The 22868-nt window shown below is 73.2% G+C and carries 24 protein-coding genes; 14 read left to right on the forward strand and 10 right to left on the reverse strand.

What is annotated here, in order from left to right; genetic code table 11:
* The first annotated feature begins 117 nt into the window (after positions 1–117).
* From OTB19_RS12655 to OTB19_RS12665, 3 genes are read left to right on the forward strand one after another with little or no spacing between them, the layout of a single operon-like run.
* Entirely contained in the window at positions 118–789 is a 672-nt protein-coding gene (locus OTB19_RS12655) for a DJ-1/PfpI family protein (protein ID WP_267798185.1), read from the forward strand.
* Positions 786–1283, forward strand: coding sequence for a hypothetical protein (locus OTB19_RS12660; RefSeq protein ID WP_267798187.1), 498 nt, complete (start codon positions 786–788; stop codon positions 1281–1283). Before OTB19_RS12655 ends, OTB19_RS12660 begins: the two co-directional genes overlap by 4 nt.
* Before the next feature lies 1 nt (position 1284).
* Positions 1285–1566: a DUF3817 domain-containing protein gene (locus OTB19_RS12665; RefSeq protein WP_267798189.1), complete on the forward strand. Its 282-nt coding sequence runs from the start codon at positions 1285–1287 to the stop codon at positions 1564–1566.
* A gap of 307 nt (positions 1567–1873) precedes the next feature.
* Here the strand turns inward: OTB19_RS12665 and OTB19_RS12670 are convergent, their stop codons facing one another.
* Positions 1874–2851, reverse strand: a complete 978-nt coding sequence (locus tag OTB19_RS12670) for a LysR family transcriptional regulator (protein ID WP_267798191.1) — start codon at positions 2849–2851, stop codon at positions 1874–1876.
* A gap of 71 nt (positions 2852–2922) precedes the next feature.
* On the opposite strand from OTB19_RS12670, the gene OTB19_RS12675 reads away from it, so the two are divergent.
* On the forward strand, positions 2923–3762 hold the full coding sequence (locus tag OTB19_RS12675) for an NAD-dependent epimerase/dehydratase family protein (protein WP_267798192.1): 840 nt from the start codon (positions 2923–2925) through the stop codon (positions 3760–3762).
* Here the strand turns inward: OTB19_RS12675 and OTB19_RS12680 are convergent.
* Positions 3753–4505, reverse strand: coding sequence for a GntR family transcriptional regulator (locus tag OTB19_RS12680; protein ID WP_267798194.1), 753 nt, complete (start codon positions 4503–4505; stop codon positions 3753–3755). The two genes, OTB19_RS12675 and OTB19_RS12680, sit on opposite strands and share 10 nt — an antisense overlap.
* A gap of 235 nt (positions 4506–4740) precedes the next feature.
* Here OTB19_RS12680 and OTB19_RS12685 point away from each other — a divergent pair, with 235 nt between their 5' ends.
* Genes OTB19_RS12685 through OTB19_RS12705 form a run of 5 tightly spaced genes read left to right on the forward strand, consistent with a single transcriptional unit; the run spans position 4741 to position 9497 of the window.
* Complete coding sequence (locus OTB19_RS12685; RefSeq protein WP_420716831.1) at positions 4741–5910, forward strand: ABC transporter substrate-binding protein; 1170 nt, start codon at positions 4741–4743, stop codon at positions 5908–5910.
* The gene (locus tag OTB19_RS12690; RefSeq protein WP_267798196.1) at positions 5910–6809 is read left to right on the forward strand and encodes an ABC transporter permease; all 900 of its coding nucleotides are present in this window, start codon (positions 5910–5912) and stop codon (positions 6807–6809) included. Before OTB19_RS12685 ends, OTB19_RS12690 begins: the two co-directional genes overlap by 1 nt.
* Positions 6797–7738, forward strand: coding sequence for an ABC transporter permease (locus OTB19_RS12695; protein ID WP_267798197.1), 942 nt, complete (start codon positions 6797–6799; stop codon positions 7736–7738). The genes OTB19_RS12690 and OTB19_RS12695 overlap by 13 nt, the downstream gene beginning before the upstream one ends.
* A gap of 5 nt (positions 7739–7743) precedes the next feature.
* Positions 7744–8835, forward strand: a complete 1092-nt coding sequence (locus tag OTB19_RS12700; protein WP_267798198.1) for an ABC transporter ATP-binding protein — start codon at positions 7744–7746, stop codon at positions 8833–8835.
* A 26-nt stretch (positions 8836–8861) separates the two neighbouring features.
* On the forward strand, positions 8862–9497 hold the full coding sequence (locus tag OTB19_RS12705; protein WP_420716832.1) for an HAD family hydrolase: 636 nt from the start codon (positions 8862–8864) through the stop codon (positions 9495–9497).
* A 48-nt stretch (positions 9498–9545) separates the two neighbouring features.
* On the opposite strand, the gene OTB19_RS12710 is transcribed toward OTB19_RS12705, so the two are convergent.
* Positions 9546–10745, reverse strand: coding sequence for an MFS transporter (locus OTB19_RS12710; protein ID WP_267798202.1), 1200 nt, complete (start codon positions 10743–10745; stop codon positions 9546–9548).
* 73 nt (positions 10746–10818) lie between these two features.
* Here OTB19_RS12710 and OTB19_RS12715 point away from each other — a divergent pair, with 73 nt between their 5' ends.
* Positions 10819–11586, forward strand: coding sequence for a DeoR/GlpR family DNA-binding transcription regulator (locus OTB19_RS12715; protein WP_267798204.1), 768 nt, complete (start codon positions 10819–10821; stop codon positions 11584–11586).
* Between the two features lie 123 nt (positions 11587–11709).
* Here OTB19_RS12715 and OTB19_RS12720 read toward each other — a convergent pair whose 3' ends face one another.
* The gene (locus OTB19_RS12720) at positions 11710–12189 is read right to left on the reverse strand and encodes a hypothetical protein (RefSeq protein ID WP_267798205.1); all 480 of its coding nucleotides are present in this window, start codon (positions 12187–12189) and stop codon (positions 11710–11712) included.
* Between the two features lie 276 nt (positions 12190–12465).
* On the opposite strand from OTB19_RS12720, the gene OTB19_RS12725 reads away from it, so the two are divergent.
* Complete coding sequence (locus OTB19_RS12725) at positions 12466–13587, forward strand: DUF2330 domain-containing protein (protein WP_267798206.1); 1122 nt, start codon at positions 12466–12468, stop codon at positions 13585–13587.
* 147 nt (positions 13588–13734) lie between these two features.
* Here the strand turns inward: OTB19_RS12725 and surE are convergent, their stop codons facing one another.
* A complete protein-coding gene (gene surE, locus OTB19_RS12730; protein ID WP_267798208.1) occupies positions 13735–14661 on the reverse strand; it encodes a 5'/3'-nucleotidase SurE in 927 nt (308 codons plus the stop codon).
* A 382-nt stretch (positions 14662–15043) separates the two neighbouring features.
* On the opposite strand from surE, the gene OTB19_RS12735 reads away from it, so the two are divergent.
* Entirely contained in the window at positions 15044–16051 is a 1008-nt protein-coding gene (locus OTB19_RS12735) for a LacI family DNA-binding transcriptional regulator (protein ID WP_267798209.1), read from the forward strand.
* 61 nt (positions 16052–16112) lie between these two features.
* Entirely contained in the window at positions 16113–16289 is a 177-nt protein-coding gene (locus tag OTB19_RS12740; RefSeq protein WP_267798210.1) for a hypothetical protein, read from the forward strand.
* Positions 16290–17058: 769 nt separating this feature from the next.
* Here the strand turns inward: OTB19_RS12740 and OTB19_RS12745 are convergent.
* Positions 17059–18030, reverse strand: a complete 972-nt coding sequence (locus OTB19_RS12745; protein ID WP_267798212.1) for an alpha/beta hydrolase — start codon at positions 18028–18030, stop codon at positions 17059–17061.
* Positions 18031–18310: 280 nt separating this feature from the next.
* Here OTB19_RS12745 and OTB19_RS12750 point away from each other — a divergent pair, with 280 nt between their 5' ends.
* The gene (locus OTB19_RS12750) at positions 18311–18844 is read left to right on the forward strand and encodes a hypothetical protein (protein ID WP_267798214.1); all 534 of its coding nucleotides are present in this window, start codon (positions 18311–18313) and stop codon (positions 18842–18844) included.
* Between the two features lie 36 nt (positions 18845–18880).
* Here OTB19_RS12750 and OTB19_RS12755 read toward each other — a convergent pair whose 3' ends face one another.
* The 4 genes from OTB19_RS12755 to OTB19_RS12770 form a co-directional block, all read right to left on the reverse strand.
* Positions 18881–19780, reverse strand: a complete 900-nt coding sequence (locus OTB19_RS12755; protein WP_267798215.1) for an ATP-grasp domain-containing protein — start codon at positions 19778–19780, stop codon at positions 18881–18883.
* Positions 19781–20089: 309 nt separating this feature from the next.
* On the reverse strand, positions 20090–20749 hold the full coding sequence (locus OTB19_RS12760) for a GOLPH3/VPS74 family protein (protein ID WP_267798217.1): 660 nt from the start codon (positions 20747–20749) through the stop codon (positions 20090–20092).
* A gap of 149 nt (positions 20750–20898) precedes the next feature.
* Positions 20899–21717, reverse strand: a complete 819-nt coding sequence (locus OTB19_RS12765) for an ATP-grasp domain-containing protein (RefSeq protein WP_267798218.1) — start codon at positions 21715–21717, stop codon at positions 20899–20901.
* Complete coding sequence (locus OTB19_RS12770) at positions 21714–22652, reverse strand: ATP-grasp domain-containing protein (protein ID WP_267798219.1); 939 nt, start codon at positions 22650–22652, stop codon at positions 21714–21716. Before OTB19_RS12770 ends, OTB19_RS12765 begins: the two co-directional genes overlap by 4 nt.
* Positions 22653–22868 lie beyond the last annotated feature (216 nt).

Raw genomic sequence — 22868 nt, forward strand, 5'->3', positions numbered from 1 at the left:
GTGGAGGCGCCGGCGGGAATCCGTTGCCCTTTGTCGTTCCAGCCCATGGGAGGCGGCGCCCGAGCCGCCTAGCGTGGGTCGCGCACCCACCCCCTGAAGCGAAAGAGGCACGCGGACATGCACGTTCAGTTCGTCCTGTTCGACGGATTCGACCCCCTTGACGTCATCGCCCCCTACGAGGTCGCGCACGCGGCCGGGACACTCGGTGGCGGCGCCGTGACCGTCGAGCTGGTGAGCGCCGAAGGGCCCAGGGAGGTGCCCGCCGGTCTCCCGAACGTGTCCCTGCGGGCCGTCGCCGTCCTGGACCCGGCGCGCGCCGACGTGATCGTGCTGCCCGGCGCGGTCGGCGACCTGCCCACCGAGAGGGAGATCACCGAGGAGGAGCGGGCGCGCACCATCCCCGCGATCCTGGCCCGCACCCTGGAGACCGAGCTGCCGCGGCTGGTCAAGGAGGCGCTCGACCGGGAGGACACCGTCGTCGCCACGGTCTGCGGCGGCTCGATGATCCTGGCCACGGCCGGGCTGATCGGGGGACGCCACGCCACCGGTCACCCCATGGGCCGCGTCGTCCTCGAGACCGCGGGTGTCCACGCCGTCGACGCCCGGGTCGTGGACGACGGGGACCTCGTCACGGGCGCCGGGGTGACCTCCGGTCTGGACCTCGCCCTGTACCTCGTCGAGCGGGAGGTCGGCTCCCGGGTCGCCCACGCCGTGGAGGAGCTCTTCGCCCACGAGCGCCGGGGCACCGTCTGGACCGCCACGGGCGCCGAGCCCACCGTCGCGCGGTGACCGCGTTCCTGCTGGCCGTGCACGTGGTGGCGGCCATCCTCGCCGTGGGGCCGGTGACCGTCGCGGCGAGCATGTTCCCGGCGGCCGCCCGGCGCGTCCGATCCGGTGAGTCCTGCGAGCCTCCCGCCGGGTCCGGTGCGTCCGACGCGTCCGACGTGGGCGCGGTGCGACTGTTGCACCGCGTCTGTCGGGTGTACGCCGTGGTGGGCGTGGCGGTACCGGTGTTCGGCCTCGCCACCGCGTCCTCCCTCGGGGTGCTGACCGATGCCTGGTTGATCACCTCGATGGTCCTCACCGCTGCCGCCGCCGCGATCCTCGCGTTGCGGATCCTGCCGGGCCAGGAGGCCGTGTTGGTCGGACTGGACGAGGGCGCGGCGCCCGTGGAGAGGGCCGCCACGGCCCGACTGGCCATGTTCACGGGCGTGTTCAACCTGCTGTGGGTCACGGTGACCGTCCTCATGATCATCCGCCCCGGCTCCACGACGGGAGCCTGAGGTGATCGTGTCCCACCCCGGCCGGCCGTTGCGGGTGGCCTCCGTCATCGAACTCGGCTCGTTCGTCCTTCTGTTGGCGAACCTCGCCACCGTGCACCTGCCGGCGATCTCCTCGCTCGCGGGTCCCGTGCACGGCTGCGCCTACCTGTTCACCGTGGTCGCGGCGGCCCGCGACCCGAGACGGACCCCGCCGACCACCGGACTGGCCCTGCTGCCCGGGATCGGCGGTGTCCTCGCCCTGCGCCGGCTCACCCGCTCCGACGCCACCGCCACCGCCGGCTGAACCTCAGGGGACCAGCCGCTCCATGTCCTCGCGCGGCAGCGAGGGATTGCGTGCCGCCGCCTCGGCCAGGCCCTCGTCGGGTCCGGTGAGCAGGGAAGCGAGGAGGGAGGGCGACCGCGCCGGATGCGCGGCGGCGGCCTCGGCGGCCCTCGGGTCCCCCAGGCAGGGCGTCAGCGCGGCGGCCGTCGCGTTCGGATGCCCGGCGATCTCTCGCGCAGGGCCCGTCGTACCGGCGCCTGGTGGTGGGCCAGTTGCTCCAGCAGGGCCCCGGACGCACCCGGGTTGGCGGCCGCCCGCGTGTGCACCCCTACGCCGTGCGTGGCGACCATGGCGCGCAACAGCTCTTCGGTGAGGCCCGGGTGCGGGGCTCCTTTGCCGTGTCCCGCAGGGCGGCGGTCAGGGTGTCGAGGTACGGCCGTGCGTCCCGCCGGCGCGCGGTGGCCAGCCCGAGGTGTCGTACGGGGCGGGGCGGTTCGATGCGTACGGCGACGGGCGCCCCGGACGGGGCCGCGGGGCCCGGCCGGGGCGCGTCGAGCGGGGAGAGCAGGGCGACCTGGGGAACGAGCGAGACGCCGACGCCCGCCGCCACCAGGGACTGGGCGAAGAAGTAGTCGGTGGTGGAGGCCGAGATCCGGATCTCGAAGCCGGACCGCTGAGCGTAGCGCCGCAGGTAGGCCTCGGTGCGGAGGCAGCCGAGCACCCAGCGGGCGTCGGTCAGTTCGGCCAGGGCGATCGAGTCGCGCCCCGCGTGCGGGTGGTCGGGCGGGAGCACCACCCACAGGGGGTCGTCCATCAGCGGTGACCAGTCCACCCCGGGCAGTACGGGCAGGGGTTCGTCGAAGTGGTAGCCGAGCGCGAGGTCGGCCGCACCGTCGCGCACCATCGGCAGCGCGGCCTCCGGTTCGGCCTCCCGTACCGTCAGTTCGACCTCGGGGTGCGCCGCCACGAACCGGGGCAACGCCGCCGGCAGCAGATGCCGGCCCCCGCTGGTGAACGTGGCGACGGTCAGGCGGGGGCGGGGCGCGCTCAGGCGCTCGATCGCGTTCCGCACCCGGTCCAGTTCGGCGAAGATCGACTCAGCGGCCTCCGTCAGCAGCCGGCCCGGCTCGGTGAGGGTGATCCCGCGGCTGCCGCGCACGACCACCGGGTGACCGAGCCCGCGTTCCAGCGTCGCGATGTGTTGGGAGACGGCGGAGGGGGTCAGGAGCAGGGCGCCGGCCGCCTTGTTGAAGCTGCCGTGTTCGGCCACGGCGCGCAGGACGCGCAGCCGTTGCACATCGATCAACAGTTTTCCTTACGACAGGTTCAGCAAGACATCAGTACCGCGGGGGACGCTACAGCGGCAGAGTCGAACCCATGCGAAATTTCTTGGTCATCGGCGGGAGCCGGTACTTCGGCAGGCGTCTGGTCACCTCACTCCGTGACGCCGGCGACCGGGTCACCGTCCTCAACCGGGGTTCCGCCGCCCCGCCGCCCGGTGTCGGCCACCTCGTCGCCGACCGCGACGACGAGGCCCGGTTGCGCACGGCCCTGGGGCGGCGGAGCTTCGACGTCGTCGTCGACCAGGTCTGCTACACGCCGCGGCAGGCCACCCTCGCCCGCCGCGTCTTCGCGGGCTCCGCGGGGCGCTATGTGATGACCTCCACCATGGAGGTGTACGACCCGGCGCCCCCCACCCCCGAAGCGGCCGCCTACGCGCGGGGCAAGCGAGAGGCCGAGGCGGAACTGACCGACGCGGAGTTCCCGTTCGTCGCCGTACGCAGCGCCCATGTCCTCGGCGGCGGGCCCGCCGAGTTCACGGGGAGGCTCGCGCACTACGTCGAGCGGATCGGCGCCGGCGCCCCGGTGGACGTCCACGAGGCCCCGCACCCCACGTCCTTCATCCACCACCACGAGATCGCGGACTTCCTGCGCTGGACGGCAGAAGGGAGCTTCGCCGGCCCTGTCGACGCGGCCTCCGACGGCGCCCTGACCGTCACCGAACTCTGCGAGCTGATCGGCGCACGACTGGGACGGCGGCCCCGCTACCGGACGGTCGGGGCGGGCGCTCCCGCGTCACCGTTCTCCTTCGACCGGGACTACGCGCTCGACAACTCCCGCGCCACCGAACTCGGTTACCGCTTCACCCGGACCGCGGACTGGCTGCCGGCGGCGGTCACGGAAGCCGCGCGCCCGCCCTCCCGCGCTCATGTCTGACGATCGCCCGGGTGCCTCTCCAGGGGTGTCGCCATCGCCGAGTTGCTCACGCCGAACGTGACGCTGCCCGCCCGGTAGCGGTCGTCGGACCACTCGATCGGGCGGCCGGTACGGGTCGCGGAGACATGCCGTTGGCGGAGCAGCGCCCCGCCGCGCCTGATCCCCAGCAGCCGGGCGTCCTCGCTGCCCGCCGGCAGCGCGTCGATCAGGTGCTCGCCGTACTGGGCGACGATCCCCGAGTCGCGCGCCAGACTGTCCATCACGGAACGACAGTCCTCGGGCAGCGCCTCGACGGCCGCCGCGACCCAGTCCGCGTACGCGGTGCGCTCCACCATGGTCGGCTCACCGTCCAGCAGGCGCAGCCGCAGCACGGCCAGGATCTCCGTGCCCGGCGGCACCGCGAGCCGCCGCGCCTCCTCGGCGTCGGCGGGACGTCGGGTCCGCGAGAGGAACCGGCCGGCGGCCTCGTGGCCCACGCCCTCGGCCCACTGGGCGAAGCTGTTCAGCTCGCCGAAACTGTGCTTGCGCTCGTGACGCAGGACGATCCTGCGCGCGCCCTGCCGGGAGCCGACGAGCCCCTCGGCCGCCAGGGTGGCCACCGCCTGGCGGACCGTGCCGCGCGAGGCCGACCACCGGGCGGCCAGGTCGCTCTCCGAGGGGAGCCGCGCACCCACCCGGTACTCGCCGGACAGGATCGCCTGCCGCAGCGCCTCGGCGATCTCCAGATACCTGACCGTGCCCATGCCGTGCGCCCCTCGTCGAACCGACCGACCTCTTGCCCGCTACTCATGATCATCGAACCGCCCCTGTCACGGCTTCTTTCGGTCAATCTCCGCTCTTCCACAAGCCGTGCTCCGCGGTCCAGCCGCCGTTCACCGTCCGTACAGCGGGCCCGGGCGAACTGGAGCCAACTTGTTCAGACAAGTGGTCGGACAAGTGGTCGGACAAGAAACCCCCCCTTCGTCTCCGGGAGAGACCGTGCTCAGTTCCTCCGCCCGTCGTGGTGCGGCCGTACTGCTCGGCGTCGCCGTCCTCACCACGCTCAGCGCGTGTGGCGCCGCCCCCGACCAGCAGAACGCCGGTTCGACCGGTGACGCCAAGAAGGGCGTACAGCCGGGTGCCGCGGCCTCCCTGGCCGACTTCGGCGACCTGAAGGGCCTCGTCGCCGCGGCCGAGAAGGAGGGCCGGCTCAATGTGATCGCGCTCCCCGCCGACTGGGCGAACTACGGCGAGATCCTCAAGGCCTTCCAGGCGAAGTACCCCAAGATCCAGATCAACAGCGAGAACCCGGACGCCGCCAGCGCCGACGAGATCGCCGCCGTCAAGTCCCGCAAGGGCCAAATGCGCGCCCCCGACGTCCTCGACCTCGGCATCGCCTTCGCGCGCAGCGGAGCCGGCGAGAACCTCTTCGCCCCGTACAAGGTCACCGCCTGGGACAACATCCCCGCCGGTCAGAAGGACGCCGACGGCCGCTGGTACAACGACTACGGCGGCTACATCTCCATCGGCTGCGACGCCGCCCGCGTCCCGAACTGCCCGAAGACCTTCGCGGACCTCCTGAAGCCCGAGTACAAGGGCAAGGTCGCCCTCAACGGCAACCCGACCAAGTCCGGTTCCGCCTTCGGCGGCGTCTACGCGGCGGCCCTCGCCAACAAGGGCTCCTTCGGGGACATCCAGCCCGGCATCGACTTCTTCGGGCAGCTGAAGAAGAACGGAAACTTCATCCCCGTCGAGTCCACCCCGGCCACCGTCGAGAAGGGCGAGACGCCCATCTCCATCGACTGGGACTACCTGAACGCCGGCTACGCCGACCAGTTCAAGGGCAAGGGCGTCGACTGGAAGGTCGCCGTCCCCACCGACGGCGTCTACGCCCAGTACTACTCGCAGGCCGTCAACAAGGACGCCCCCAACCCGGCGGCCGCCCGCCTGTGGATGGAGTTCCTGTACAGCGCCGAGGGCCAGAACCTCTGGCTCAAGGGCTACGCCCGGCCCGTCCTGCTGCCCGTCATGACGCAGGACGGCAGCGCCGACAAGGCTGCCGTCGAGAAGCTGCCCAAGGTCCAGGGCACCCCGTCCTTCCCGGCCTCCGCCGAGCTCGACAAGGCCAAGGCCACCCTCGCCGAGAAGTGGGACAAGGCCCTCTCCTGATGTCAGCCACCTCCACCACCCCCCACCAGGGGACCGCCGGCGGCACCCGCCGCCGGCGGCGGGTGCCGCGCACCTGGCTCGCCACCCTGCCCCTGCTCGTCTTCACCGGGCTGTGCTTCGGCATCCCGCTCGGCGCCATCGCCTTCGGAGCCGTCACCACCACCGACCCGGCCCGCGGCACCACCGCCCTGACCGGCGAGCACCTCGCGCGCTCGCTCCAGGGCCCCTACCTCGACTCGCTCGTCGGCAGTGTCCGGCTCTCCGCCCTGACCGCGCTGCTCGGCGGCGTGCTCGGCGTACTGATCGCCCAGGCCGTGGTCACCTCCCGGTCGACCGCCCTGCGCAGCGCCACCCTCACCGCGTCGGGCGTGCTGGCCAACTTCGGCGGCGTCCCGCTGGCGTTCGCGTTCATCGCCACCGCCGGCATCTCCGGAGTCGTCACCCAACTCGCCGACCTCGGCGGCCTCGGCTGGAACCTGTACTCCTTCACCGGCCTCTCCGTGGTGTACCTGTACTTCCTCACCCCGCTGATGGTCCTGGTCATCGCGCCCGCACTCGACGGACTGCGCCCGCAATGGCGCGAGGCCGCCGAGAACAGCGGGGCCACCGGCCGACAGTTCTGGCGCCACGTCGGACTGCCGGTCCTCGCGCCCTCGCTGCTCGGCGGGTTCGTGCTGCTCTTCGGCACCGCCTTCGCCGCGCACGCCACGGCCGCCGCACTCGTCGGAGGCTCCGTGCCCCTGGTCACGCTGAAGATCGCGGACGCGCTGGCCGGGAACGTCCTCACCGGCCAGGAGAACGTGGCACTCGCCCTCGGCCTCGACATGATCCTGATCGCCGGCCTGGTCATGGCGGTCTACCTGCCCCTCCAGCGACGGAGCGCCCGATGGCTGCGATGACCCCGACGCCCACCCGGAACACCGTCGAGGCCCTGGAGGCCGCCGCCGCGGGGAAGCCGGCCGGCGCGCCGGCCCGGAGCCCGCGCACGTCCCGGCCACGCCCCCGGGTGTGGCGCGGCGCCGTACTCCTCCTGGCGGGCGCCTACTTCCTCGTACCGCTCGTCGCCTCCTTCGTGTTCACCGTGCACGTGCCGGGCCAAGGCATCACCTTCGCCGCCTACACCGAGCTCCTCGCCGCCGACGGCTTCACCGAGAGCCTGCTGCTCTCCCTGGGTCTCGCCGCCGCCACCATCGCGCTGTCGCTGCTCCTCGCGGTGCCCGCGCTGATCGGCGTGCGCATCGGCTCGCCCAGGCTGCGCCCCGTCGTCGAGGTCATGTGCATGCTGCCCCTGGTGGTGCCGCCCATCGCGCTGGTCACCGGCATCACCACCGTGCTGCGCTGGGGACCCGAACACCTCTCGCGGACCCCGCTCTACCAGACCTTCCTCGCGGTCCAGGACGAGCGGTTCCCCGTCGTCCTGGTCCTCGCCTACACCGTGCTGGCGCTGCCGTTCGTCTACCGCTCCCTCGACGCCGGCCTGCGCGCCGTGGACGTGCCCACCCTGGTCGAGGCGGCCCGCAGCTGCGGCGCGAGCTGGCCGTACGTCGTCCTGCGCGTCCTGCTGCCCAACCTGCGGGCCTCGCTCGCCGGAGCCGCCTTCCTCACCCTGGCCCTGGTCCTCGGCGAGTTCACCATCGCCTCGCTCCTGGGATTCCGTCCCTTCGCGGTGTGGATCGTCTCCATCTCCGGCGCCCAGGCCCGGATGTCGGTGGCCGTCTCCATCCTGAGCCTCCTGATCACCTGGCTGCTGCTGCTCGTCCTCTCGCGGGCCGGGACCACCCCGACCGCCGCGACCGGCGTCGCCCCCACCTCCCGCAAGGAGTCCTGACCCCCATGTCCACCACCCTTCCCGCGATCCGGAAGCCGGCGGATCCCGCCCCCGCGGGGGCGCGCGTCGAATTCCGCGGCCTGCGCCGGACGTTCGGCTCCACCGTGGCCCTGGACGGTCTCGACCTCACCATCGAACCGGGCGAACTCGTCGCGCTGCTCGGACCGTCGGGCTGCGGAAAGACCACCGCGCTGCGCGTCGTCGCCGGCTTCGAACAGCCCGACGCCGGCGAGGTCCTCGTCGACGGACAGGACATCACCGGCGTCCCGGCCAACCGCCGCGACGCCGGGATGGTCTTCCAGTCGTACAGCCTCTTCCCGAACCTCAACGCCCGCGACAACGTGGCCTTCGGCCTGCGCGTGCGCAAGGTGGACGCGGCACGGCGCCGCGAACGGGCCGCCGAACTCCTCGACCTCGTCGGCCTGCCCGACCACGGCGACCGCTACCCGCACCAGATGTCCGGCGGCCAGCAGCAACGCGTCGCACTGGCCCGCGCCCTCGCCCTGCGCCCGCGCGTCCTGCTCCTTGACGAACCGCTCTCCGCACTCGACGCCAAGGTGCGCTCGAACCTGCGCGACGAGATCCGCCGACTCCAACTGTCCCTCGGCATCACCACCGTGTTCGTCACGCACGACCAGGAGGAGGCCCTGTCGATGGCCGACCGCGTCGCCGTGCTGAACGCCGGGCGGCTGGAGCAGTGCGCCGCCCCCGCCGAGCTGTACGAGCGGCCGGCGACGCCCTTCGTCGCCGAGTTCGTCGGCACCATGAACCGGCTCCCGGGCCGGCTCACCGACTCCGGGCTGGTGGACGTGGCGGGCTCGCGGCTGCCCGTGGACGGCCCGGTCCCGACCGACAGGGACGTGGAGGTGCTGGTCCGCCCGGAGAACGTCACCGCGACCGCCGACACCGCGGGCACGGCCACCGTCGTCTCCGCCTCCTTCTTCGGATCCGTCACCCGACTCCACCTCGAACTGCCCGGCGGGGCGAGCGTCAAGGCCGACCTCCCGTCGCGGGACGCCGGGGAACTGCCGCCCGGCGCACGGGCGACCGTCGGCCTGACCGAACGGCCCGTCCTCGTCGTGGCGAGGGCCTCGTGAGCGGGCTCGCGGCGGTCCTGTTCGACATGGACGGCACCCTCGTCGACACCGAGGTGCTGTGGTGGCGGACCACCGAGGAGACCGCCGCGGCGATGGGCCACACCCTGACCGACGCGGACGCGCCCGAGGTCGTCGGCCGGGCGGTGGACGACACCGTCGCCCACCTCGTACGGGTCACGGGCGGGGGAGACCACGCCCGGGTGGGCGCCGCGCTCACCGAGGACTTCCTCCGACGGGTGCGCGCCGGGGCGCCGATGCGGCCCGGCGCCCAACGGCTGCTGACCGCCCTCACCACCGAAGGAGTGCCCTTCGCCCTGGTCAGTGCCTCACCGCGGGTGGTGGTCGACTCGGTGCTCGGCGGCACCCTCGCCCACGTCCCCTTCGCCCTCACGCTGTCCGCCGACGACACCGCGCGGACGAAGCCCCACCCGGACCCCTACCGGGCCGCCGCCGAACGGCTGGGCCTCGTACCGCAGGCGTGCGTGGCGGTGGAGGACTCCCCGGACGGCGCGGCCTCGGCGGAAGCCGCCGGCTGCGCGGTCCTGGTGGTGCCCTCCCTGCTGCCGGTGCCCGCCTCGTCGGCGCGCCGCTTCGCCCGGACGCTGGAGGAGGTCACCCCGGACGTCCTGCGCGCCTGCCTGGCCGCGCGTCTCCCGGCCTGACCGGATACCGCAGGGGCCGGGCCGGACGTCACACGGCGCGGAGGGTTCTCACGCGGCCGGCTCCGACGCCGGCCGCGGGCGCGATCCCTCGGAGGCCGGCGTCCGGGTCCGCAGCACCCCGGCCGCGCCCGCCGCGACGAGGCAGAGCGCGACGGGCAGCAGCAGCGCCAGATTGAGCGGCACCAGGTGGGTGAGCGGGCCGATCACGGCCGGCCCCGCCAGCATGCCGAGGTACCCCAGGCCGGCGACCCGGGACACATTGGTCCCCGAGCCGCCCCGGTCCTCGTGCCCGGCGGCGCTGAAGAACTGCGGGACGCAGCCGGACAGTCCCAGGCCGAACGCCGTCCAGCCGGCCAGCGCGACCGGGACGGAGCCGCCGAGCGCGGCCGCCGTCAGCCCCAGGGCCGCCAGCACGGCCCCGTACCGCACGACGAACACCGGACCGGTCCGGGCCACCACCCGGTCGGTGACCAGGCGTCCGGCGGTCATCGCGGTGGAGTAGGCCCCGTACGCCAGGGCGGCCGTCGCGGCGGGCGCGTCGAGGACGTCCCGCAGGTGCAGCGCGCTCCAGTCGTTCGCGACGCCCTCGCAGAGCATCAGCGCGAAGGCGAGAGCGGCCAGGGCCCAGATCCGCGCGGGCGTACGCCCTTTCACCCCCGACGCGGCCTCGCCACGCTCCTTCGCGTGCTCGGCGGGAGGCAGCAGCGCCGTGGAGGCCGGCACGGTGAGGACGAGCCCGAGCACGGCGACCGTCGTCAGCGTCGGGGTCGTGCTCCAGCCGAGCCCGAGCGTCAGCGCCCCTGTGAGCGCGGCGAGCACCCCGCCCAGGGAGAACACCGCGTGGAAGGCCGACATCACCGGCCGCCCGTAGGCCCGTTCCACCTGCACGGCATGGGTGTTCATGGCGACGTCGAGACAGCCGTTGCCGAAGCCCAACACGAACAGGGCCACGCCCAGGGACAGGACATCACCGGCCACCGCCGGCAACACCAGGGCGGCGCTGCACAGGACCGCCCCGGCCGGAACCGTGCGACGGCTCCCGAGCCGGTCCGTGAGCGGCCCGGCGATCTGCATGCCCAGGAACGCCCCTCCGCCCAGCAGCAGGAGCAGCGAGCCCAGGACGGCGTGGCTGATGCCGGTGCGGTGCTCCACGGCGGGAATGTGCACGATCCACATGCCCATGAGGAATCCGTTGAGCGCGAAGAAGGAAAAGGTGGCGAGGCGCGCGGCGCGCAACGATCTGCTCATGGAAAGCACCATAGAGAACAGAATCAGTGTTCACCAGCTTGAGTTTCGAACAAGAGAAATGTTCAATGAGGGCATGGCGAGTACATCGAGCACAGATCGACTGAAGCGGATCACCGAGGCCGTGCGCGACCGCGAGCAACTGAGCGTCGCGGAACTCGCCGAACTCACCGGCGCCTCGGAGATGACCATCCGCCGCGACCTGGAGGCACTGGCCGACCAGGGAGTGCTGGAACGCTTCCGCGGCGGCGCCCGCAGCCTGCTGCTGCGCGGCGAGGAGCCCCCGTTCGCCCTGCGCGCCCAGGAAGGCGAGGACGTCAAACGGAGGATCGCCGCAGAAGTGGCCTCCCTGATCGCGGACGGGGAATCGGTGGTCGTCGACAGCGGCACCACCTGCCTGGAAGTGGCCCGCGCGCTGAAGGAACGACGGATCACCGTCATGCCCCTGTCCCTGCACGCGGCCAACGCGCTGACCGGGGCACCCCACCTGACGCTCCTGCTGCCCGGCGGACAGCCGCGCCCGGGCGAGCTGGCCCTGACCGGCCCCCTCGCCGAGGCCTCGCTGGCCGCCCTGCGCTTCGACACCGCCGTCATCGGCTGCTGCGGCCTGGTCCCGACGGACGGCCTGACCGCCTACGACCTGGCCGACGCCGCGGTCAAACGCGCCGCCATCGCCTCGTCGCGCCGGGTCATCGCGGTCGCGGAGGCGGCCAAGCTGACGCGCACGGCGCTCGCCTTCGTCGCCCCCACCGCGAGCCTGCACGCGGTGGTCACCGACGCCTCCGCCCCGGAAGCCGCGATCGAGGCGCTGACCAGGGAGGGCGTCACGGTAAGAGCGGTGTGACGGGTGTGATGGGTATGTCGGGTGCGATGGCCGTGTTGGGTCGAGTGCGGCGCGGGCGAGGGCTCGGACCTGTCCTCATCGTCACGCGCCGGCCCGGCATCATCACGCGCAGGCCCGCCGTCATCACGCGCAGAGGGTCAGGATCTCGATGACCCCCTCCGCGTACGCGGCCGTCACCGAGTCCGGGCCACCGGCCGCCTCCCGGCGCAGCTCGGGCAGGGACCGGCGCACGAAGGCCGCGCACTGCCCGTACAACCCGGCCTCGTGCGAGGAGCCGTCGTCCTCCGTGCCCAGCAGGGCCAGCAGCGTGCGCAACAGCGCCTCGCGGGTCGCCTGGCGGGGCGGCCCGGCCGCCCAGATCGCCATCAGTACGCCGCAGGCCGCCGGGGCCGGCGCCTGGAGCTTCGACCAGGTGAAGGCATGACCGGCCAGCGCGTGGAACGCGGCCGGGTGCCCTTCGGCGGCGTCCCAGAGCGTGGGCACGAGATGCCCTGCGGAATGCCCGCATCCGCATTCGATGGCCTCCCAGTCGTGCCGTTCGATCTCCGTCTCCACGGCATCCGGCACCAGGGGGCTGCGCCGGGGATTGTCCGTCCGTTTCATGGGGCCAGTATGGGAGCCGCGGACCACCCCCGACCAGGGCCCATACGGCTGGCGGCACGAACGTTGACCTACCGTGTCCCGGCGGCCCCCGCGACGGCCGGCCGGCCCCACGGAACGGGGTCGACAGGCCACTTTCGGTCACTCCGGTGCCCGGGGCCCGGAGTCCGGTGCCCTGGGGCCGGTGCCCACGGTCGGCGACCGGGCGAACGACCGGGCGGTGGGCGGCGGCGGACCGGTGTCCGGAACCGGATCCCGCGACCGCTCGTCCCAGACCGCGTGTGGAACGCAACGAAGAGACGAAGAGTCCTGGCCGTCCTGTTCGCCCTGCTCGCGACGCAACTCGGGGGCCTCGTCAACCCCGCCTACGCCTGCGGTTGCGGGGCGATGGTCCCCGACGGGTTCTCCCGGATCGGGGTGGCCCGGGAGACCTCGGTCGTGCGTTGGGACGGCCGCACCGAACAGATCGTGATGCGGTTCACGGTCGGCGGTGACGCCAAACGCGCCGCCTGGATCATGCCCGTGCCCTCGCGGGCGGGCGTCGAACTCGGCGACCCGGACCTGATCCCCGAACTCGGCCGGCTGACCCGCCCCGAGCGCAAGACCCGCACCTACTTCTGGCCACGCGACCGCGACTGGCCCTTCTCCTCGGGCAGCCTCGACGGAGTCGGCGCCGCACAGCCCGGCGCCGGCGCCCCGTCTGTCGGTGTCGTCGGCCGTGAGCGACTCGGCGACTTCGACGTCGCCCGACTGACCGCCACCGACCCGAACGCCCTGGGCGACTGGCTGGAGAGCAACGACTTCAAACTGCCGGACCGGCTCGCCGCGGAACTGAAGCCGTACGTCGACCAGAAGTGGGAGTACGTCGCCGTCCGCCTCGCCCCCCGCGAACAGGGCGCGACGCTGGGCGGGGAGCTCGACCCGCTGCGGATCAGCTTCGCCAGCGACCGACTCGTCTACCCGATGCGACTGTCCCGACTCGCCAAGTCCGCCCAGGCACTGGGCCTGTACGTACTCGCCGACCACCGCATGGAACCCGCGTCCCCGATCGGCGGGGCCGACCCGGAGATCACCTTCGCCGGGACCGTCACGCCGGAAGGTTCCCTGGCCGAGTTCACCGGCAGCGCCGCGCCGGTGTTCCTGACCGCGATCGATCAGAGGTTCCCGGACCCGAGCCGCATCGACGGGGACCACGAACTGCGTGCCACCGCGAAGGACACCCCGTTCCGCCCCGTCGTGTACCGGGACGAACTCCTCACCGCGGGCGGCGTGCCCGTCTGGCTGCTGACGGTGGCGGGAGCCCTGATGGTCGTGGCGGGTACGGCCGTGACCCTGCTGTCCGTACGCCGGTCCCGACGCCGCCGCCACCCGTCGGCCACCACGGCCCCCCTGGCGGACTGACCGGGGCGGGGCGTGGGACGTGACGGTGTCCCACGCCCCGAACGGCGCTCGACCCGCTCGGCCGGCGGCCGGCGCTCGACCGTCGTGCTGCGTCCTGCCTGCTGCGTGCTGCGTGCTGAGTTCTGCGTTCTGCGTTCTGAACAGCGGTTACGGGCGCAGTCCGGCGATCAGGGCCGCGGTCCGGACGAAGTCCACGGGCCCGGTGTTCCAGTCGGCGCTCATCGGACTGACGGCGATCCTGCCCGCGCTGACGGCCTCCACGTCACCGCCCCGGGCGGCGGGTCTCAGGTCCACCTTGACGCTCGTCGTCCAAGTGCCGTCGCCGGCGTCGGTGAAGTCGGGCCGCAGCAGGGTCTGCGGGTCCTGGAAGGTCGACGAGACCCCGGCCGCGGTGCCCTTGCCGTCGGCGCCGACGATCGGATGGTTGACGTTCAGCCCGACGCCCGCGGGCAGGAGCGGACCGGACCGGGGCGCCCGGGCGCGCAGCCGGTCGATCAACTTGACCGCGAAATCCACCGTCGGGCCCATCGCGTTGACCGTGGTCACCGGATCGGGCGCCGTGACACCGCCCGTGCTCAGGACGATGGCCGGCACACCGGACTCGAGCGCCGCGACCGCGCCGCCCACCGTGCCGGAGTGGGTGGCCAGACCGGCCACGTTGGGACCGAAGTTGGTGCCCGACACCACCAGATCGGGGGCGCGCCCCTCGAAGACCTCGGACAGGCCGAAGGCCACCGAGTCACCGGGAGTGCCGTCCACCGCCCACACCTTGGGCGCGGGGTGCCGCACCGCGATCGACGGTGCGCTCGCCATCTTGGTTCCCGTGCCGCTCTGGTTGGTGAGCGGAGCCACGATGGTCACGTCGTGCCCGGCGGCGGTCAGTCGCTCGAACGCCTTGCGGATGCCGGGGACGTCGTAGCCGTCGTCATTGGTGAGCAGGATCCGCAACGGGGCGGCGGGCGTGGGGGCGGCTGCCGGTCGGGCCTGCGGCGCGGCGGCCGCAGGCGCCGTACCGGCCAGGGTCGGCGCACACAGCAGCAGGGCGGCCAAGGGCATGACGTGATGGCGTCGCACGGAAGGCTCCTTCGAGGGAGGGCGAAAGGAAAGAGAGGGGAAGGGAGGGGCGGGGAGGGGTGCCGAGCGTCGAGAGGCGACGCCGGTGGTGAACGACAGGTTGCTTACACGTGTCAACTAACGTGCTGGGACACTGTGTAGCACCCATCGAGGGCTCCCGCCAGGGGTGCGGACGCGCCCTCGCGCGGATCGTGACCCAACCGGAAACCCGCGGGCGGGCACGTGTAACCACCCCGAGGGGTCAGTGCCCTTGACCGTCACGTCCGACCGGCCCGCGAACCCGCTCTCCGGCTACCTGACGCGTGTAACCTTCACCAGGCCAAGCAGGCATACCAGGCAGGGTTCGATCATTCGCTCCACGGGAGCGTCGAGGGAGCACGTCATGGTGAAGGACACTCCCGCCCCCGCATCGATCACCAGTGCCGACGTCGCCCGGCTCGCCGGCGTGTCCCGTGCCACGGTCTCCTTCGTCCTCAACGACACCCGGGGCCACCGCGTCAGTGACGCCACCCGCGCCCGGGTCCTCGACGCCGCCCGGCAGCTCGGTTACGTACCCCACGCCGCCGCCCGCTCGCTGCGGGCCGGTCGCAGCAACCTCGTCCTCATGCCGGCGTCGATCTCCGCGATCGGCCGCCTCGTCAGCGACTGGGTCGACGAACTGCACAGCGAGCTCGACCGTCACGGCTACACCACCGTCCTCCACGCGGGCCGCTTCGGCGATCCCGTCGACGCGGCCCGGGCCTGGGCCGAGCTGCGCCCGGTCGCCGTCGTCGCCCTCGACGGCGACCGGTTCACCCCGCAGGCCGCCGAGTTGCTGCGCCGAGCCGGGGTCCGGGGGCTGCTCGCGTTCGCCTCCCACCCCGTACCGGGCGTCCACACCATCGGCTTCGACCATGCCCGCATCGGCGTCACCGCGACCGAGCACCTCATCGCACGCGGCCGGCGCAGGATCGGTGTCGTCATGCCCCGCGAACGCGGACTGGACGCCCTCGCCGCGCCCCGGCTCGCCGGAGCCCGATCGGTCGCCGCGCGGTCCGCGGCGACCGTGACCCCGGTGGAACTGGCCTACACCCGCGAGTCCGCCTCCGATCTCGCCCGGCGCTGGGCGAGCCTCGACCTCGACGCCGTCTTCGCCTACAACGACGAGTACGCCGCACTGCTCCTGCACGCGTTCCGGGCCGAGGGCCTGGTGGTGCCGGACGACGTCGCGATGGTGGGTTCCGACGACCTGGTCCTCTCCGCGCTCCAACGCCCCGCGCTCACCACGGTCCGCCTGGACCTCGTACCGGCCGCACGCATCGCGGACGCCGTCCACGAACTGATCGAGACGGGTACGACGTCGCCGATGCCCGAGGCGGAGCCGATCCTGATCCACCGCGAGACCTCCTGAAGGGCGCTCTGCCCAGGTGCGGGCGGTCGACGGAGCGTCAGTCGACGTATGGCCGTTACGCGTGACGGCAGTTGACGTGCCGGCGGTGAACGTGCGCATGGTGAACGTGCGCGTGGTGAACGTGCGGGTGGTCGACGTGCGGGTGGTCGACGTACTGGCGGTCCACGTACCGGCCGTGGCCGAACCGGCCGTGTGCCGCGTGCCGGAACTCCTGGTGAGCCTGATCCCGGTTCGGTAGGACCTCGGTCGGCACGCCCGGCGGGAGGTGTCTTCGACGCGGTGTTCGTTCCGAGTGGAAGTCAACGCGCGCTGTACTGGCGGAATTGGAAGCCGATCCGGGTGGCGGTGGGTCTGGCTTACCCCCTGTCCCGGCCGCCGGGCGAGTGTCGCGCCCGCTGCGCAGAGCGTGCTCACGCCACCGTGCGGCACAGACTCCGTCCCTGCCGCACGACGCTGCGGGTGGGCGGATGCGGTGCGTTCGTCGAGGGTCTCGGAGGCGACCTCGGCCGCTTTGTCCCGAGGTCCCCCGTGCACGGTACGCGGGCCACTCGGCCGTGAGCGTGTGGGTGGTCCCGGTCTGCCTCGTGCCGGTCACCGGTGCCGCCGAAGTGGCGCCCGCTGCCACGAAGAACACGATGATGCCGCGCGACGGCTCTGTGCCGGGGGAGTGCCGGGGCGGTCTCGCCCGCCCCAGGATCTCCGCAGGCGTGACGGAACCCCGTACGCGCCCGGGGCCGCCCCCCCCGGCGGCCCCGGCGTGTACGGGTTCCGTGTACGGGCTGTCGGGTGGGCGGGTGTGCCCGCAGCCACCCGGGACCCCGCCCTGGGCCTGCGGCCGGCGGGACCCGTGCCCGGGCCGCCGCCCAGGCTGCCCCCCCCCAGGCCGCCCCCCCAGGCCGCCCCCGCCCTGGGCCACCCGGGCCCCCCGCCCCGGCGGCTTCGCGTTCCGCCCGCTGCGATGGACCCAAGGTCAAAGCGGGGCCCCGTCCCTGGGCTCTGCGGGCTCGTCAGGCCTCGGGGCGGAGGTGGTGGGACAGGAACGCGACGCTCTCCGCGACGATCCGCGGGACGTCGGGGGAGCCGAGGAAGATGTGGTCGGCGCCCTCCACCGGCCGCAGGACGACCTCGCCGCCCGCGCTCTCCAGGGCGGCGGCGAGCAACTCGCTCTGGCTGAACGGGACCAGTCCGTCCAGGCGGCCGTGGACGAGCAGGAACGGCGGCGGGTTCGAGGCCACCGCCGCGTGCGTCACCGGGCTGGCGGCCTTCGCCAGTTCCGGTCGCGCGGCCACGCCCGCACCCAGGAGAGCCTCGTACGGGTCGGGGATCTCGACACCGGGCGGCATCGCCGGCATCGGGTGCTCGGAGAGGGAGATCAGGTCGGAGACCCCGTACCAGTCGACCACGGCCCGCACACCGGTGTCCCCGGAGCCCACGCCGTGCGCGCCCTCCAGCGCCGCTCCGTCCGCGCTGTCGGGGCCGACCAGGCCCGCGAGCGCGGCCAGGTGTCCACCCGCCGACTCGCCCCAGGCGGCGATCCGGTCGGCGTCGAGACCGAGGACACCGGCGTACGCGCGGACGTAGCGGATCGCGGCCTTCACGTCGTGCAGCTGCGCCGGGAAGGGGGCTTCGAGGCTGTGCCGGTAGTCGATGGAGACGAGGGCCAGTCCGGCCCCCAGGACCGCACCGTGCAGCAGCGCGGCCGGAACGGTCGGCGGCGGGTAGCGCCGGTCGCCGTCCAACCATCCGCCGCCGTGGATCCAGACGACCACGGGGAAGGGCCCCTCGCCCGCCGGTACCCGGACGTCCAGCAGTCGGGGCCGGTAGCCGGGGGTGGTGGCGTAGGTGATCCCGTCGTGGTGGCGGACCCCGTGTTCGTCCGTCACCGGGGGCTCGGGGGACCGGTAGGGCGGAGGGGGCCAGGTCGTGTCGGCCGGGTCGAAGGCGACGGGCGCGGAGGCGGCGGGAGGAGATGGCGTCATTGCGGCCCTTCCTGTGCGGCGCGGCCCGGAGGGCCGGCGGGTTCGGTGCGAGGCCAGGCGTGGTGATGCATGTCCGCAATGCGCGCGGCGGTCACCGGGGCGAGTGGTTCAGTTACACGTGTCATCACGACTCTAGCGACACGTTTCCGCCGGCCACAAGCCCCACCGGGGTCCCGGTCCCGCGGGCGCCGGTTCGCCCGTCCGGACTCCCTCGCCGGCGGTCACACGCGGAGCGCGGGACCCCGAGGCGCTGCCTACCGAACCCTCGACGACGGCCAAGGTGGCATCGGCCGACTTCACCGACCACGTGGCCGACGTGGTACGGCGGGCCCACCGGCTCGGTCCGGTGGTGCTCGTCGGTCAGAGCGTGGGCGGACTCACGCTGAACACCGTGGCCAACCGGGCCAACCGGGTCAACTGGCGCTCCGGCGAACCGGAGTTCCTGCGCGTAGTCCGGGAGGGGATGGCCGCCGACCGCTCGGACGACGAGGTCCGTACCCTGCTCAACATCCTGGAGCCCGACGAGTCGGCGCATGTCGGCGCCGCCGACACCCGGGGCCTGCCCGGGGCGTGGGGTCGGATCCCGGGCACCTACCTCCGGTTCACCGAGGACCGGACCATCCCGCCGGAGCTTCAGGACCTCATGATCGAGGAGGCGGACGAGCTGGCCCCGGAGAACCGTTTCCGCGTCCGGTCCCTGGCCGCTCCGCACATCAGCCCCCGCGATCCGGGGGAGCTCGCGGCGGAACTGGAACTGCTGGCCGGGCTCTGCCACCGAGGCTCCGGCCCCACGCCCGGAGGTATCGAGCCGTGAGCCCCGCCCCGGGGCCCCGTCACTCACTCCCGAGGCTCACAGCCCGTGGACGACCTCCACGAACCGTTCCACGCCGCCCGGGGCCATCGTCAGGAACAGGTTGGGCTCGATCAACTCCAGTTCCATCAGGACGGGGGTGCCGTCGTCGGCCGGCGCGAGGTCCACGCGCGCGTAGGCCAAGGGGCCGGCCGTCCGGGCGGCCACCGCGGCGAGCGCCGCGCCGGCCAGGGCGAGTTCGGCCTCCGAGGGCGTGTGCCCGGTCAGGTCGGGGTGCGCCACACGGGTGTTGTCGATGCGGCCGGTGTCCGTGAGCACGGGGCCCTTGCGGACCGCGTGACTGAACTCGCCGCCCAGGAACACCAGCGCCCGTTCCCCCTCCACGATCCGCTCCATGTACGGCTGGACCATCGCCGTCGCCCCGGCCCCGTGCAACATCCGGACGTGGGCCGAGGCGGCCTCCCGCTGGGCCGGGGTGTACCGGGCCGTGTCACGGGAGCCGGCCGACACCGACGGCTTGACGACGATCTCGCCGTCCGGCGGCAGCGTCACGGGATCGCCGGGCGCGACGAACCGCGTCGGGACCGTAGGGATGCCCCGGGCCGAGAGTTCCGCCAGATACACCTTGTCGCTGTTCCAGCGCACCAGCTCGGCCGGGCTGTGCAGTGCCGTCACCGCGTCCACGCCGTCGACCCAGGCGAGGAACTCGGGCAGCCGCTCGGAGTAGTCCCAGGTCGAGCGGATGACGACGACGTCCGGTGTGGCCCAGTCGTACCCCTCCTCGGCCCAGTCGACCGCGACGGCGTCGAGACCCCTCTCGCGCAACGCGGCCACCAGGACGGGCAGTTCCGCGTCCTCGGCGGCGCCGAAGCCGTCCGTGGCCAACACGATCCGTCGCGTCGCCGACTCGTCCGCATCCGCATCCGCATCCGTACCCACACCCGCACGCCTCACGCGGCACCCTTCCCCGACCTCGACCACACCCGGGGGAGTCCCGGAGCTGCCGCGAATCTACGCCCGCTGTTCGGGGGGCGTCGAGGCGAGACGGCCGCCCGTACCCGCGTCCACCCCAACTCCACCTGCCGTCATAGGCGAGAGGGCGGTCGGGAGACGAGACCCCGGCCCCGCCTGCACGGAACCCAGTCCCCGTCCCCGCGGAACCCCGGCCCCGCCTGCACGGAACCCAGTCCCCGCCCCGACGAGACCCCGGGGACCGACCCGCCCCGGCGGAACCTCCGACGGCGACCCTCAGGTGACCGTCGCGATGGTGACGACCGTGACCGCGGCCATCGCGGCCTGCATGTCGCGGATGGCCTTGCGGACCTGCTCGGTGGCCCACTGCCCGTCGGCCACCTCCGCCAGGCGTGCGGCGGTCTCCTTGCGGGGCGCGTCGGGGAAGACCAGGCGCCCCAGCTTCGCGGAATGGATCAGCGCGATCAGCCCCGCCGTCCGCTCGTCCGGTTCCGCGCCGGCCAGGACGACCGCGTCGAGCCGGTCCCGCAGTTCCCGTTCCACCGAGCCGTCGGCCTCGGGGTGGCGACGGGTCGGGAACACGCCCAGCACCTTGTGCCGGGTCTCCAGGACCACACCGCGATCGCGCAGGCTTTCCAGGGTGGCTCCGACCGCCTTGGCGTGGTCCTTGGTCAGCCAGTCCGTCACCCGGCGTCTGCTCTTGCCGCGCATCCACGTTTCGAGCAGCTGGAGGCGGGTGTCGAGCAGCGGCTGCCCGGTGGCGGTCGTGTCGGTCAGCTCCAGGTCCTTGCCCGTCACCGACACCCGCCCTGCCATGACCAGTTCGAGCAGGATCCCGCCCGCGACCGCCCACCCGGCGGCCTCTCGCTGCTTCGCCGCCCCGGACTCGTCGTCCAGAGAGAGCAGCATGATCTCCTCGGCCAGTGTGATCGTCATGTCCCGTCCCCCCGATGATCCGTCGTCAGATGTTCAGACGTCCGGCCGGCGCGGAGAGTTTCCGGCCGGGACACGGCGCCGTCCCCCGTCCGGCCCCGCGCACGGCGTTCCCGCGGGCCCCGCGTGCGAGGCCCCCGCAGCGCGGTGCGTCAGCCGTTCCCGCGGGCCCTGCGCACGGCCAGGGCGGCGAGTGCCTCGGGAGCCCCCGCCTGGCCGCGGATGCCGGGGAAGGCGTTGACGTCCACGATCAGCGGGGCGCCCTCGCCGGTGTCGATGACGTCCACCCCGTACACGTCCAGGCCGAAGACCTCGCCGACCCGCAGGGTCAGCTCCGCCAACTCCGGAAGCGGTTCGTCCGGTGCGTGCCCCGCGGCGCTTTCCTCGTCCGCGAGTTCGGAGCGGCGCAGCGCCGTGAAGACCCGGTTGCCGATGGCCCACAGTTTGTGGTCCCAGCCGTTGTTGGGGGCGAACGCCTGGACCACGACCGGCTCCTGGCCCCAGCCGCCGGCCAGCTTCCGCAGCCGCGCCGCGTCGTCGACCCGCGCCACCAGGTCGCCCTTGCGGCTTCGCCGGCTCTTGACCACCACCGGCCAGGGCATGCCGGGCAGTCCCGGTCCGGTGGAGTGCAGGGCCAGCTGACCCAGCGAGCCGAAGGTCCGCGTGGTGGCGAAGGGCAGCCCGGCGCGTCGGGCCAGCTCCGCCATCTCCGTGCGGTCCTGGCAGCGTTCCGTGGCATCGGCCGAGTTCACCACCCGGGCGCCCTGCCGCTCCAGTTCGCGCGCCAGTTCCAGCGCCCTCGGGGTCCGCGCCTTCAACAGGTACACGTCGGCCCGGTCGGCGGCCGCGCAGGCCGCCGCCCCGGGATCCGCCGGGTCCAGTACGCGGACCTCGTGGTCGCCGCCCAGCAGCTCCGCCGCCGTCGCCAGCAGCGGGTGCCCCGGGTCCGGTGTGATCAGACCGATCCTCATACGCCTTCTCCCGCTCGCGCCGAGGCCTGTGCCCCGATGGTCGCCGTCAGCGGCGCCGGTGCCGCGTACGGTCGCTGCTGCGGCCAGGAGGGTCCGGGTCCGGCGGGCTCCTCCACCCGGACACCGCCCACCCGCGCCAGGTCGAGCACCGCCCGCGCCACCCGGGCCGCCGCCTCCGGGACCTGACGGAAACTGGGGAAGTCGTTCACGTCGACCACCACCGGCCCCTCGGGACCCAGCAGTACGTCCAGCCCGTACAGATCCAGTCCGTAGACCGCGCCGACCTGCGCGGCGATGGCCGCGACCTCGGCCGACAGCGGCACCTGACGTTCGTGTACCGCACGGTCCGGGTGGAGGGGCGAGCAGCGTTCGGTGGCGAACATCTCCCCGCCGACGCAGTACACCTTGACGTCCGTACCCGAATTCGGCACGTACGGCTGGGCGATGAGCATGCCCTCGCCCGCCAGCTCGGGGAGCAGGGCCGCGAGCCCGTCCGGGGCGGACAGCAGGTGCACCGACCGTCCGGAACTCCCGTCGGCCGGTTTGACGACCAGGGGGTACTCCGAGGTCGGGATCTCCGCCAGCAGTTCGGGCCGTGCCACGGCGTACGTCGGGGGCAACGGAAGTCCCCGTACCCGCCCGATGGCCGCGGCGAGCGCCTTGTCCCGCACGCCCCGGATGGACCGGGCGTCGTTGACCGTCGTCATCCCCGCCGCCGCCGCGGCTTCGAGCAGGGTCAGCCCGGGGCCGCCGGACACGGTCTTGAGCACCCAGGCGTCATGGGCGCCCGCTTCCACCAGGTCCGTCATGCGCAGCAGCGAGCCGCCCGGCCGCAGGACGTCCACGTGGTGCCCCCAAGCCGTCAGTTGCCGGATCACCTCGTTCGGCATGCCGTCGTGGCGGTAGTGCTCCTCCACCAGGAAGCAGAGCCTCATGGACCTTCCCCATATTCCCCGGACGTCCGCCGCCGATCCCGCCCGGCGAGTTGTGACGTCACAGGATGCCATGGTCGCAATGTGATGATCGTCCCGCAGGGTGCCATTCTTCGGATCCGATGCGGGAACGAGTCGTCACGGTGCGCAGGCGCGCGGTCCACTGACGGTACGGGAGGGTCCGGCGCCGTGGCAGGAGAAGGGGAGCGGCGGCGCATC

This window comes from Streptomyces sp. H27-H5 (assembly GCF_026627505.1).
Taxonomy (GTDB): domain Bacteria; phylum Actinomycetota; class Actinomycetes; order Streptomycetales; family Streptomycetaceae; genus Streptomyces.